Origin of the sequence: Ancylothrix sp. D3o (genome assembly GCF_025370775.1) — a bacterium.
Lineage (GTDB): Bacteria > Cyanobacteriota > Cyanobacteriia > Cyanobacteriales > Oscillatoriaceae > Ancylothrix.
This window is the reverse complement of sequence record NZ_JAMXEX010000046.1, coordinates 1-13,488: the sequence shown is the minus strand read 5'-3', so window position 1 is coordinate 13,488 and position 13,488 is coordinate 1. Positions and strand designations below refer to the sequence as shown.

At 44.1% G+C, this 13,488-nt stretch carries 8 protein-coding genes; 5 read left to right on the top strand and 3 right to left on the bottom strand.

The window, feature by feature from the left end; all coding sequences use genetic code 11:
- The first annotated feature begins 110 nt into the window (after nucleotides 1–110).
- The 5 genes from NG798_RS25625 to NG798_RS25605 all read left to right on the top strand — a co-directional run bounded on the left by NG798_RS25625 (nucleotide 111) and on the right by NG798_RS25605 (nucleotide 3,208).
- The gene (locus tag NG798_RS25625; protein ID WP_261226559.1) at nucleotides 111–569 is read left to right on the top strand and encodes a pentapeptide repeat-containing protein; all 459 of its coding nucleotides are present in this window, start codon (nucleotides 111–113) and stop codon (nucleotides 567–569) included.
- 64 nt (nucleotides 570–633) lie between these two features.
- Nucleotides 634–1,095 carry a pentapeptide repeat-containing protein gene (locus NG798_RS25620; protein WP_261226558.1) on the top strand — a complete coding sequence of 154 codons (462 nt, stop codon included), beginning with the start codon at nucleotides 634–636 and terminating at the stop codon, nucleotides 1,093–1,095.
- Between the two features lie 820 nt (nucleotides 1,096–1,915).
- Nucleotides 1,916–2,128 (top strand): pentapeptide repeat-containing protein, encoded by a 213-nt coding sequence (locus NG798_RS28305; protein WP_375339006.1) that lies wholly within the window; start codon nucleotides 1,916–1,918, stop codon nucleotides 2,126–2,128.
- Nucleotide 2,129: 1 nt separating this feature from the next.
- Nucleotides 2,130–2,648, top strand: coding sequence for a pentapeptide repeat-containing protein (locus NG798_RS25610; RefSeq protein ID WP_261226556.1), 519 nt, complete (start codon nucleotides 2,130–2,132; stop codon nucleotides 2,646–2,648).
- Between the two features lie 17 nt (nucleotides 2,649–2,665).
- Nucleotides 2,666–3,208, top strand: coding sequence for a pentapeptide repeat-containing protein (locus NG798_RS25605; RefSeq protein ID WP_261226555.1), 543 nt, complete (start codon nucleotides 2,666–2,668; stop codon nucleotides 3,206–3,208).
- A gap of 37 nt (nucleotides 3,209–3,245) precedes the next feature.
- On the opposite strand, the gene NG798_RS28070 is transcribed toward NG798_RS25605, so the two are convergent.
- The 3 genes from NG798_RS28070 to NG798_RS25590 all read right to left on the bottom strand — a co-directional run bounded on the left by NG798_RS28070 (nucleotide 3,246) and on the right by NG798_RS25590 (nucleotide 13,419).
- Nucleotides 3,246–6,725, bottom strand: a complete 3,480-nt coding sequence (locus NG798_RS28070; RefSeq protein WP_261226554.1) for a DNA/RNA non-specific endonuclease — start codon at nucleotides 6,723–6,725, stop codon at nucleotides 3,246–3,248.
- A 315-nt stretch (nucleotides 6,726–7,040) separates the two neighbouring features.
- Nucleotides 7,041–9,083: an ankyrin repeat domain-containing protein gene (locus tag NG798_RS25595; protein WP_261226553.1), complete on the bottom strand. Its 2,043-nt coding sequence runs from the start codon at nucleotides 9,081–9,083 to the stop codon at nucleotides 7,041–7,043.
- A 46-nt stretch (nucleotides 9,084–9,129) separates the two neighbouring features.
- Nucleotides 9,130–13,419 carry a hypothetical protein gene (locus NG798_RS25590; RefSeq protein ID WP_261226552.1) on the bottom strand — a complete coding sequence of 1,430 codons (4,290 nt, stop codon included), beginning with the start codon at nucleotides 13,417–13,419 and terminating at the stop codon, nucleotides 9,130–9,132.
- Nucleotides 13,420–13,488 lie beyond the last annotated feature (69 nt).

The window sequence follows — 13,488 nt, the reverse complement described above, 5'->3', positions numbered from 1 at the left end:
TCCCTGGAGTCATAAATGTTATCAAAATAAACCTTTCACGAGGCCCAAATGTTTTTGAACAATGAAAAGGCTATTATAGAGAGTGAAAATCAACTTCCTTACTAAAAATTATGGATGCCAAAGAATTGCTTGAACGTTATAAAGCTGGAGAGAGGGATTTTACTGGAGTTAAGCTCCCAGGAGTCCGTTTGATGGATATAAATCTCTCTGGTATTATCTTGAGAGACGCTGATTTGAGTAATGCTTATTTGGACGGGATCACTCTCATTTATGCCGATTTGACAAGAGCCAACTTAAGAAAAGCCCATCTTGCTGAAGCCGCTTTTAATGGAGCTAATCTGGAAGGGGCAGATTTAAGTTATGTTTTTTGCCTACAAACTTCTCTGAGTGAAGTTAACCTCAGTCACGCCAAACTCAGAAAAGCTAAACTGACTGAAACTTCTTTCTTGGATTCAAACCTCAGTTATGCCGATTTTAGTGGCGCTCGTGACTTTGAGATTTATGGATGCAGGGGAGCGACTTTTTATGAAACTATCATGCCTGATGGAAGTATCAAACGTGAGGGTTAAACAGAGACTTCTAAAGGGTGAGTCAGTGATCTGTGAATGTGTTGATTAATGTAGGAGTAGAGTTATGAAGGCTGATGATCTGCTGAGAAGGTACGCTGCTGGGGATAGAGATTTTACTGGAGTTAATCTGGGGGGAATTCGTTTGGTTGATAAGATTTTTAGGGAAGTCATTTTTCGAGAAGCCGACTTTAGTGATGCCTACTTTGAGAGGAGTGGATTTGACGAAGTTGACTTAAGTTTTGCCAATATGAGAAGAATTCGTTTTTTTGAAAGTGGTTTTGGAAAGGCTAATTTGGAAAATGCTGACTTGAGTGATGCTATTTTCAGTCAAAGTAATCTTAAAGGAGTAAACCTTAGTCGGGCCATCTTGAGACGTGCTATTCTCAGCGAGGTGAATTTCAAGAATGCCAACCTTAGCTACGCTGACTTGAGGGGCGCTCGTGAATTTAGTATCTATTATTGCAAAGGTGCTATCTTCCATGAAACCATTATGCCTGACAGAAGTGTTAGAAATGATGACCTTTGAGGTAAGAATACTAAACAAGATAAGTGCTTCATAAGCAGCCATAAATTAAGGAATCGGTCAAATACTCTTAACAAGATTTTAGACAAGATTTGAGATAAAATTGACCTGTATTCCTGCCAGGGAAACGGTTTTAGCTCGAAAAGGGTATAAGAGGCTAAAACACAGTCGTTACCAAAAAAAACAAAATATTTACCTTAAATCCCCTAAACGACTGTGTTTTAGCCTATTTTTAGGCTAAATTCTGTTTAAGTCCGGTTAACCCCTTCCCCAAACGAAAACTCTTTATCAAATAAATGCTCATAATACCCATCTCCACTTGGAGCGGAAAATCGCATTTGCATCTTCTTCTTCTGAAAAAGGAAAATGCGTCGGGAATAAATTAGTTGTTCCTGCATACCAATTTAAAACCCGTCCATGTGGCGTCCCTTTATGCGGTAGTTTATCGAGTATTCTATGAGTTAATATAGTATCACATCGTCATAAGGGATCAACCCAATTTATGTTGATATTTTGAGCCGGTGGTTTGTATGAATACGGGTTGGATAGCCGGCTTTCACCAATGTCAAGAATGGATTGAAAGATTGTGGCTTCTGTTTGCAATAAGCGCTCCGAATTGTCAACAATAATATTTAAAAGCTATAACTCTTATGTGGCAAGCAATAAGCCCCCTGGTCACCCCCTGAAGGTACAGGGTACACTTGCAGTATCATAGGGTGACAAGGGGGTAATGGGAAGTAGCTTCAAAAGGAAGTAAGCATCTGCGAACTTGTAATAAAGGGGCATCATTGCGGCAAGGGTCTTTGCACTCGCTATTATCGATATGGTAAAAGATGCTATGGGTGAGTTGATGGAAAAAATGACTGTTGAGGAGTTGCTCTCTCGGTATGCAGCGGGTGAAAGGGATTTTCATGGCATAATGCTTATTGCTCTGCTGTTGAACGAAGGCGTCAATCTTAGAGGGGCTGACTTCAGAAATGCTTGCATTAATAATGCCAATCTTAGAGGGGTCGATCTCCAAGGGAGTAACAAGTAACATGAGGAATATCACACTGCCTGAACTTCTAAAACTTTACAATGCCGGCCTTAGGAATTTTAGCGGCATCACCCTGGAAAATCAATCTGAAGCGGATACCACTCTCAAAGATGCAGACTTAAGTGGCATCGATTTGAGTTTTGCGAATCTAGCAGACGTGAGGCTGGAGTGGATTGATTTAAGCCGGGCGAAATTACAGGGAGCCTACTTGCACAGTAGCATTTTCATCAATGTTGATTTGAGCTACGCAGACCTAGGTGATGCTAATTTACGTCGCTGTTATTGGTCGGGAGTAGACTTGAGTGTTGCCTATCTTGGTAGAGCGATTTTATTTGAATCTGATCTGAGGAAATGCAACCTATACTATACCGATTTCGAGCAAGCGGTTTTGATTCGTAGCACCTTCGATCTAGCAATGAACACGGAACCTTTTCGGATCTGGGGAGCGTTTGTTCTGCACATGATCATGCCTGATGGCACAGTAGATGAAGGCCCCCGATTTGTCGATTATCCAGATTAAACTCGATTGCTTTTTTTATGGAATATATTTATCTTACCTCAACCGAACTGTTGGAGCGTTACAAGGCCGGTGAGCGCAACTTCGCTGGGATAGGTTTGAAACGTCCATCTAAAGCAGGTATCTTACTGAAAGATGTGGACTTAAGCGGCATCGATTTGAGTCGTGCGAATTTGATAGGCATTGGGCTGGAGCGGATAAATTTAAATGGGGCTAAATTACAGGGAACCTGGTTGTACAATAGCTTTCTCAGGGATGTCAATTTAAGTCATGCTAACTTGAGTAACGCTAACTTACGTCGCTGTATTTGGTCGGGAGTAGACTTGAGCCATGCCTTGATGAATGGAACCATTTTGTTTGAATCAACTCTACGAGATGCTAACCTAGCCTACACTGATTTTGAGCAAGCGCTCTTGATTCGTAGCACCTTGAGGGGAGCAATTAACATAGAGCATTGTCGGATGTGGGGGGCTTTTGTTCTGCACTTATTTATGCCTGATGGCACGGTGGATGAAGGCCCTCGGTTTGTAAACTATCCGCAGTGCAATGAACAACTGCGGTAGAACTATCCTCAACCATTTAAAAAATGTTGCCATTCTATTACGGAATGAGGGTTCGTGGCAAAGGATTGTCTGGATCGGTGTTACTTTCTATCCATTCCTGTATATCTGTCGGAATATTAGATAGAAAATCGTAGCCGATAATCTCCTCTAATTGGTTAATCGAAATCGCATAGTCTCTCCAATTTCCTGACAACAAGGGCGACTGTGGAGCGTCTGGAGAAACTCGCTCGGTCGCGGAATAGTTCGGAATATCTACAGCAAAAGCAATCGTACTCCGAGTCACATCAGCAACTCCTTGACCGGGTTCTAGCACTAAAATCACTTTCCAGGTATGAGCGGGGGCACTAATGTTGATTCCTCTTGAAGAAAAAGTAGTTCTTTCCCCATCTCTTCCTGCAATAATATAAAGTTCCTTGTTCTGTTGTTCAACCAGTGTCTCGGTCAGGTGGGTTTCCAAACCTCCCCAAGGATCTCGACCTTGAGTGACAATGAATTGCGGTAATATATTGGTCATTAAGTAGGTGAGTTTATAGTCTTTGTAGATTCCGTAGCGATCCCCTGTCTGACTATCTGGGTAATAACTCTCAATTAGTCGGGAGCGATCCTCTGCTCTGGTCATGTGGCCCCGTTGAAATTGATCATAGGAGTTTGTTCCAGCAACTCTGGTTAGAGTTGGTGAAGGGAGAGAAAGATCCTCAACAAAGGTTGCTCCTGAGTCTTGCCTCCGAATGCTACCAGCAGAACCGTTAATCCACGACTGATTTAACTGGTAGCTTACCCAGTTGGGGGTTTTGAGATTTTCGTTATAAGAGGCAGCAAACTGGGGATTTTCAATCAGATAATTATTGGGCTGGCTTACCATTGCATCCTGCCTAGCTTCCTGCTCATTGAGTGCGGGATTACCAAGCTTCAGGTGTTCGCTCTGAAAGAAAACATTGTCAAGATAAGCGACTGTATCTCCATACAGTTTAAATCTGAGTTTTGCCGTCTTACCCCGTACCTCATCCGGTATATCTACCTGAAACGTTTCAAATCCGTGTGATCCAAACCCGATTCGATTGATCTGTAACTGTATCCATTGCGGTGGCACTGCAAGTCCCAGGTCTGGAGTGCTAAAACTGCTTGGGTGAACTTCTCGCAGGTCAACCGCAGGGAGAATTGAGTTGACTTCCTCTCCCATCGGCACTGATGGAAGAGGTATATCCGGAGGAAGATTAATCTCCTGACTTCTCAAAATATAAGTTCTGTCTTCTGTCTCCAGATACACCTCAATATAATCATCCATATCATTAAGAGGAGCAGGAACCGGCACATGAATATCAAACCGCAAAGCACCCCAATCCGGCACCACAAAACGATTATGAACAAGATCCGTTAATCCATTGTCCAGCTTCAGCGCGTAATCTGGTTCAGTTTTCCCTTTCACAGCACTCACATCCTCCAGGTGCTCAACTAAATTGATGTCTGGCTCTTGAGCGTTGTGGAAAGACCACCCAGGCAGCGCGTTCGAGATAAGTCTGCGGAAGGGACTCAGGTTGCCGCCAAACGGATCGATAACCGCATCAAAATTGCCATTAAACAGAGTGGGGACAGCAGCATCGCCCCGCATTCTAGCGCTGTGAGTATTATCAAAGTACAGCGGAACACGCGCATTAGAGTCTGGACGCAGGTTCTTGCCACCACCGAGCTCGGAGTAAAACCATCCAGTTCCTATCCCTTCTGTGGGAGCTTCAGCAATCCGACCGTCAAAATTTGCATCTATGTGATCGGGAATGTACCAAGGATTGACACGGCTCGGATAGGTATTATAAAAGTTTTCATCGAAGAGTACCTCGTAGTGTCCGTCACTGCGACGACGGTACACTGGGTCATCTTGCCAATTATACGCATAGCTTGGGTGCGACTCTGTTAACCCTAGATTGGTGCTGCCGGCATACCAAGTAAAAACTCGTCCGTGAGTAGCGCCCAGACCCCCACCAATGACAGGAATAGGATCGGTTTGCCGACTGAAACCTGTGCGGCTGTCGGCGTAACCCTCCTCACCCGCACGAGTCCCTAAGAATTCAACCACATCTGGAACACCCAAGAAGTTTCCCGCAGCGTCAGTGGGGAATTGAAGCCCTGCTGCATTGCTACTATCTTCTGGGGGCAATAGCTGAGGAATATTTCGACCATTGGGAGTAATTGAAGTAAAACTACCAGGTTCGGCTGTGGTTTGGTAATAGTTATCAGCAAATGTAATGCCCTCCCAAGTTTGCACTTTAGGTTCGTAGAAATTTCTAAACCCGCCAATCAGTGGGAACGAAAGTCCGGGCTGATCGAAATCGTGAGGGTCGATCATGGTTACTTGGAAATCGCGGCTGTTCTCATCTGTGCCGCCGGCATTGGGAAATGCTGTCAGCAAGCGCTGTACAATCTCGCTATTGACAACGGTGCCACGACTAAAACCGATAAAGTGCATAGGAGACGTCAATAAAGGCCCAGAAGAGCGAATTAGTTTCCCCCTACTGTCGTACAGGCGCACTAACTCACCGGCAGCATTGCGCTCTCCAACAGTTCCTCCTAGTGCCTGGTCTAGCTGCACCAGCGAGGCATAGAAAGCATCTGCTGCGCCTTCAGTAAACCCAGAGTCAGGTACTGCCGACTCCCGGTTTTGAGCCCAATCAGGCAATAGAACTAGAGGTCTGCCTCTGTAATTAGCAGATATATAATCCGCTAGTTGCTCCAAATAGCCCGCCTCTGATGCGGGATTGAGACCTGGAGGGAAGTCACCTATGACTTGACCGTATCGATTTACAGGTATCCAGAAACCTGTAGGTTTGTCGTAGCGAAGGATCAAACCGCCACCGCCAGAACTGACAATGTTGCCTGCCATATCGAAGAAATGAGGCGCGATTGTTGATTGTGAAATATAGGGAGGTCTGAAGCCGTGAGTTAAAACTGTGACACTGCTGAAGGGCGAGTCATTTGTGACTGCCGGCGTGTTGAACTGCCCAAGGTCAATATGTCGCTTGCCGTCAGTGGTAAATGCTTCAACCGCCCAATAGTAAGTCTGACCGGCAGTGAGAGTGCGATCAGAGGGTATAGTAAAGCTCGTGTTGTTTGAAGTGTAGTTTTCTCCTCCATTCCAGACCCAACCATCACTCTCTGTCCAAGTCGCTGTCAGGATACGATTGGGGTTGAAGTCATCGTAACCAAGCCATGAAGTAGTTAACAGTTGCCGCTTTTGGTCTTCGTTCAAACTAGAATTAGGTAGAACTTCAGACAAGTTGTCGATTACTTCATCCCAAGGAAGTAATCCTGAGCCTTCTTCAAATGTGCTAACAAAAAGGTTAACTTGTTGAATTTCCTCATTAGGAATCTTAAAATCCCATTCAAATGTAGGAGTTAAAGGATTCTCAGACTCGCTAGAATTTCCAATCGGCCCTATCAAATCTAACTCATCGCCACCGGCAGCCGCTAAAGCCCAAGGTGTACCGCCAGTAGCAACCGGCCCTCTTTGAGTATTTGATGGCACGCCATAAGTAAACTGATTTGCTGGACGATTTTCGGCGATTATCTCATAATCCGCCGCAATACTAATCGCTGGATTAATATCATCAATTGCCCTAAAGAAAAGGCGCTAAAAATAGCATAAGATGGGAACTCTAAAAATCAGATATTTTTTTATAAATATTCATTGTAAATGACTGGGTTGCTCATTTTATCAAGCCCCTTTTTCAACAAATTAACTAGATTAGTAGAGCCTTTCGCTGCCGGTTCGTGCAATGAACTTTTAGGCAAGATATTTTTAGCATTTCCGTTGAATTATTACACCATTTGCCATAAATAATTAGCCCTTATCTATCTGGTTATTCTCTAACACATCATCAAGGATATTACGGCCTTCCGTACTTTTATTATTAACATCTGCACCGTTGTCAATCAATAACTTTAATATATTTTTGTTACCAGAACAAACTGCTTTATGTAGGGGTGTTATAAAAGACTCATCCCTGGCGTTGACATTGGCATCGCTAGCCAGCAAATACTCCACTACATTTTTTAGCCCGTTACTAACTGCATAGTGCAGAGGAGTGCCGCCAGATTTATCCTTAGCATTAACATCTGCTCCCTTGAGAATCAATAGCTCGACAATCTCCTCAGTCATCAATAGATTTTCTATCTTAACCGAGCGAATTGCTTCATGTAAGGGAGTTATATAAGACTCATCCTTAGCATTGACATCGGCGTCGTTAGCAATCAAATACTTAACTACTTCTTTGTAGCCGCGCTCAACTGCATTATGAAGAGGCGTGCGTTGGGATTTATTCTTAGCATTAACATCTGCCCCATTCAGAATTAATAGCTCAACAATTTCCTCTACATCTCCAAAAAATTTTTCTGTGACGACATGGAGAGGAGTATTGCCAAACACTTCATCTCTGGCATCAACGTTGGCACCGTTAGCTATGAGAAATGCTGCGATATCTTTGTCCCATACTAGGTGAAGTGGAGTGCCGGTTGAAGATATCCACAGTATAGGATAAATAGAAGAGGGTTTTTCAGAGTCGGTATACAGTCCCCCAACAGTACGTTTTGCATTGATATCAGCTCCATTAGCCAGCAAACGATCGACTATATCTTTGTGAGATTCCCAGACTGCCCAGTGTAAGGGAGTCAGGCCATATTGTCTGTCATAAACATCGATTCGCGCTCCATTAGCAATCAAGCACTCAACCACATCTTGATGTCCGCCAATTACCGCACTGTGCAGTGGGGTATAATCCTGACCGAAGCGGGGCCAATAATTGTTAAGTTCGCTGAAGCTTACACCGTCACGGTCTTTTGGATTAACTTCTGCACCCTTGCTAATTAGTAATTTCACTGCATCTGTACATCCAATTGTTGAATAATAAAGTAGTGAAGCCTTCATATCTCCCTCAAAATTGAGACTAGCTCCCCGAGAAATCAGTAGGTTGACTATATCTTGACGCTGATGTTGTACTGCCTCGCCGAAGGGGGTTAGTCCTCTTTTATTACGAGCATTAATATTCGCACCATTAGCGATGATTAGTTCTGCTATTTCTCTATTAACTGCTTCATGCAAAGGTGTATTACCTTCATTATTACTCGCAAAAGAAGTTGCACCTCGCTCGATTAAGCGTTGAACGATATCCTTATGTCCTTGCCTAACTGCTAAGTGCAAAGGCGTGCAGCCTCTCTCATTTTTTGCATTAACTGTTGCTCCTTGATCGAGCAGTAAAGTGACAATTTCTAAGTGTCCGTTCTTAGCAGCCTTGTGGAGTGGAGTTGAGCATTCGCTGGGCGGCTGTAAAGCATTAATATCAGCGCCTCGCTCTAACAAAAATTCCACCATATTTTGGTGGCCTGCAGCAGCAGCAATGTGGAGCAGGGTAAAGCGATCGCCGTAGTTGGCATTGATATCGATGCCTTGCTCCAGATACTCTTTAACAGTGGCGATATCTCCTTGCAGTGTCGCTATGTATGGATTGAGTTCCACCTCGCTAACCAGTAGGGCTTCCGCTATTTTCTGATAACCTTCCTGTATTGCGTCATACAACACTTCAATGTTCGCTTCAACTCCTCGCTCCAAGAGTAACTCGACAATCTCCCTATAGCCTTTTGATACAGCCACGCTCAACTCGGTAGCGCCAAATTGTGCGCCATAAGCCATCAAAAGCATTACTATATCTATACAACCTTTTTGTACGGCTAGTAAAGTTATGATTGGGCTATATCCAGCTTTTACAATTGCTTCCCAATCTGAATCAATACCTCTGGAAAGTAGCCACCTGACTACCTTCTGGTTTTTTGATTCGATGGCCCGGTAAAGAGCTAAACCAGGTTGTTTTGTTTCGGCGAAAAGAGGCATTCCAAAAACCTTGATAATTATTCCAATTTATCTAAAAATTATCTGTCTATAAAGAAGTATTAATCCCTTCTTTATTGGCAGGAAGGTTCCAGTTTCTCAAATACATTAGCATAGCATTATCTGATGGATTAAATCTAAAAAATGGTCGATCTGCCATATTAGAGTATGGACTTTCATGGAATCCCAGAGAAGCTTGTAGCAAATTCAAGTTTCTAAAATCGAACTCTAGATTTCCATCATCAGGAGAACCCAATCTCATTATATCATTTGGATCTAGGTTCTCGCCCGAACCAAAAAGCGGTGTAAAATAGGCATCATTCAGACCAAAGTTATGTCCCAACTCTTGGCTAACAGTATTAGCTAAATAATCAGCAAACTTAATTCCATTAGCTCCTTCCCAAATAAAATGTTGTCCAACATTTATATCTACAGAAGCTAGTTTTTTTTGAATTGTAGCCTTAATAGGTTCACCATTTTCATTTTGACCAATTGTAACTTCATACTCACGAACAGTGTCCAGAGAATTTGGGAAATAAATTCCTTGAGCCATTGCCCATTCTTTGGCTGGCTTACTTATATTTGGATCTACCAGTATAGGTTGTAACCAGCCATCAATTCTGTTAAAAAATGCTAACCCATCGATTGCTTGACCTCGATCGTTTATAATGTCAAGCCACGATACTGCGATGCCCGGAGAGGTTATTGTTGGTAAAGTTTCACTTGTAATGGTAAAACCCCTACTCACATATTGAAAATCCTCCTGTACTGCCGCTAGTAAAGCTTGAGCCTGCGTATTTAAGAATTCCTCAAGCTCCGCCAGCCACTGTAGATTATGGCCATTTTGTTTTGCTGCTTCCTTGGCTGCTGGTAAAAACTTTGCAAACTCAGTTGTAAATGTATTAGAGGCAGTTACAAATTTGTTGTAAAGAAGAGGTTGTCCAGAATGATTCTTTAAAAAACGCCTGTCTCCAAGCCCATTTTGGGTAAATCTATATTCGACTTCTCCAGATTGCGGGTCCTGAACCAGTCCTGTTTTTGTAAAAGTATCATCAGTAATATCGTGTAGTTCTCCCGTTGTAAGTATCCCGCGGAGTTCATTCTTGAAACCTTCTAGATTTAACTTTATTTCTGCAGGCTCACTAGCTGTTCCTCGCGATTGTAAAGTTCCAACAACAATGCCGCCTGTAACAATATCTAAAATATCCGTCTTACATTTAAGAAAAGTGTCTGGAGCAAGCAGATAGGAATCTTGTTGATTTTCAATAGAGGCTGGATCGAACTGCCACGTTGCCAACCTACGACTGCCATTAGACTCAGGATCACTGTACTCAAATTCATTGTTTTGCTGAGCTCGACGACTACGAAACTCAGTTTTAAAAGAACTTGGAAGTCGCAAATCAATATTTTTAGTGCGAACAAAACCGTCTTTTCCATCAGCCAAAGTCCGATGGAAAACAGCCGTGTCGTCTACGCCTTCAGGTAAATCTACAGTTCTTCCTGTTGTCGCTTCTGGATCGACAGCATTTATCCACCTGTAGCTGAGGTAAGATTTGGTATCGTTGAGATTTCGCCGCCGATTTTCATCATAGGTAAACTCTGTAACTAAAAATCTCGAACCATAAAGGCGATCGCGATCTATATCTTGGAATCTAACCCTAGCACCCTGACCGTCTTTATCAAAATACATTTCTTGAAGTGGCAGGGCTGTAGTTGTGAAAGTCAAGTTAGGCCCGCCAGCCTCCAATTCAAACCGATAGGTATCTGCTGCCAAACTTAAATCTTCATAGCCTTGATAATTTACTTGTAAAAATCTATCAAACTGACCGTCAACTTTAATCTCGATTAGCTTGTTGGGTTCGCCCTGATTAGGCGCATTCCAACTAAGATTGAGATTAGAATTGAAGACGGTACTATTATCAGGCGGAGCAGTTGCCGCAGCAGCCATAACAGTTTCAGCAGCCGCGTTCCCCTCACCTGTAATCAAATCTAAAGCTGTGGTTTCTACCTGGTCGGTGAAGGAGACATTATCTAACAAAAGCTGAGCGTTAAGACCATTCTGATTTTTGTCCACCAGTTTGAACTGAAGCGTTGACAACTGCCCAATCAGGTTTGACGGCAAATTTAAAAGGAATGTCTCAAACTCATCCATAGTCTCAGAAAGAGCGAACTCACCTAGTTTTTCAGGTTCGCCATTCCCCTGCATATAAACCTCGATCACATCGTCTTCACTAGCTTGAGTAACTTTAAAGTCGAACAGCAAAGTCTTAGCCCACTCTGGCGCTATCAGACGATTGCGAACGATCTCGTTTAGAGGCGGCGCAGAAGTCGGTATTCCAAAAACTCCAGGTAGCGTTTCTTTCCCCAGACTCAGGGCGTAATTTCTTTCGCTGGAAGGATCTACATCTTCCAGATATAGCCCGGGCTGTGCAGCATCATCCATAGGTAGGCCATTATGAAATGACCAACCAGGAATCGCCAAAGGCATCCCAAAAGCATTCTTAATCAAATCATTGCCGCCAGTCGTCACGTCGAAGTTGCCGTTGAACAGCGTGGGAACAGGAGCGTCACCTCGCATCCGAGTTTCTGGTGTGTTGTCAAAACTTAACGGTACACGCTTGGTCATATCAACTGGAGGACGCTTATCCTTACCCCCACCCAAAACTGAATAGAACCAACCAGTACCAATTCCCTCCCAGGAAGCATCAGCAGCACCGAGAGTAAAGTCGGCATCGGTGTGGACGGGCGTGTACCAAGGGTTCAAAGGAGGAGTTTGATTGCGATTGTAAAAATCTTGATCGAACAGATACTCGTAATGCCCATCGCTGCGACGACGGAAAATTTGGTCTGGCGACTCTTTCATTCCGAGATTAGTCGTGCCATTGTACCACGTCACAACTCGTCCGTGTACGGCTCCTTGCCCAGCCAGCACTTGAGCGGAGCCAACTTTGAGCGGATCGGTTTCTCTGGTAAATCCAGCGCGACTAAATTCATAGTTAGGTTCCCCTGCTCTCGTACCCAGGAAAACATCTATATCGGCATTCCTGATGCTGCGACCGGAAGGCGTACCTGTCTTTTCTAGCAGATTAGGATCGAGTTTAGGCACCGTTTGATAGTAGTTATCGGCAAAGGTAACGTTCTCCCAAACTTGAATTTTTGGTTCGTTGAAATCTCGAAAACCTTGCCCGAATAGGGAAAATCCGGGCTGGTCGAAATCGTGCGGATCTATGGTGGTCATCTGAAGGTCGCGAATGCCAGAGCCTTCTATGCCACCGGCTTCTGGGAAATAAGTACCGATGCGCTGAATCATCTCACTGGTAACAACTGTGCCTCGACTAAAGCCGATAAAGTGCAAGGGTGAATTAAAAACTCCTCCCTGCTTTAGCGCCAATTCCCCGTCAACTTCTTCTACCGTACCGCCTAATGTTCGATCTAGTGCCACCAGCGAAGCAAACAGCGCATCGGCGGCGGCTTCAGTGAAACCAGAATCGGGGATGGATGACTCAAAATTCTTCGACCAGTCAGAAAGAAGTACCAACGGCTTCCCGTAGTAGTTCCTCGGATCGAAACCACTCAGAAGCCGTCCTTCTTTATCAACAGGAAGCCAATCGCCGGTGGTACTGTCATAGCGCATCATCAAACCGCCACCACCGGCGGTGGCAATGCTACTGGCCATATCGTAGAGTGGCATAGGAAGCCCAGGCGGCTCATTAAGCAACTTCAAGCCATGAGTAATTACGGTGACGCTACTGAAGGTATCGCCGCTAGTAGCAGGGGGTACTGGATCGGTTTTGAAGTCGCGAATTTCAATGTCTTTTTGTCCGTTGTTGCTGACAGCAGAGATAGCCCAATGATAAGTCTGGCCTGCGGTTAGGGTACGATCGCCCGGTAGCGTGAAGCGAGTGCTGGTATTTTGAAGTTCATTAACGGGTTGAGCGATCGGGGTAATTCCATCGTGCCAGTACCACAGTCCAGTATCCTTCTTCCAAGTCGCTGTGAGGATACGATTGGGATTAAAGTCGTCGAACTCATCCCAAGGCACACTCAGCAAGTTTTGCTTTTCCTGTGCGCCCAGTTCTCTTAGAATTGAAGAGTTGGATAAATCTACCACTTCATCTGACGGTAGTAAACCTTCGCCTTCTTTGAACGTACTCACAAAGAGGTTGACTTCGCTGATTTCAGAATCGGGGATGTCAAAGTCCCATGTAAAGGTGGGTGTGAGATCGTTTGATGTATTAGCAAAGCTATTTGTATTCAGCCAATCGGCTACTGGCGATGCAGCTAAACCCCAAGGTGTACCACCCGTAGCAATCGGCCCGCGCTTAGTATCCGATGGCACGCCATAAATAAACTGATTTGCAGGGCGATTTTCCTGAAGAATCTCATAATCAGCAGCAATACTAATAGC

Bases quoted from the DNA above. Each gene is read 5' to 3' on its own strand.
- NG798_RS25625 (WP_261226559.1), top strand. From the start codon at position 111: ATGGATGCCAAAGAATTGCTTGAACGTTATAAAGCTGGAGAGAGGGAT.
- NG798_RS28305 (WP_375339006.1), top strand. From the start codon at position 1,916: ATGGTAAAAGATGCTATGGGTGAGTTGATGGAAAAAATGACTGTTGAG.
- NG798_RS25610 (WP_261226556.1), top strand. From the start codon at position 2,130: ATGAGGAATATCACACTGCCTGAACTTCTAAAACTTTACAATGCCGGC.
- NG798_RS25620 (WP_261226558.1), top strand. From the start codon at position 634: ATGAAGGCTGATGATCTGCTGAGAAGGTACGCTGCTGGGGATAGAGAT.
- NG798_RS25595 (WP_261226553.1), bottom strand. From the start codon at position 9,083: ATGCCTCTTTTCGCCGAAACAAAACAACCTGGTTTAGCTCTTTACCGG.
- NG798_RS25605 (WP_261226555.1), top strand. From the start codon at position 2,666: ATGGAATATATTTATCTTACCTCAACCGAACTGTTGGAGCGTTACAAG.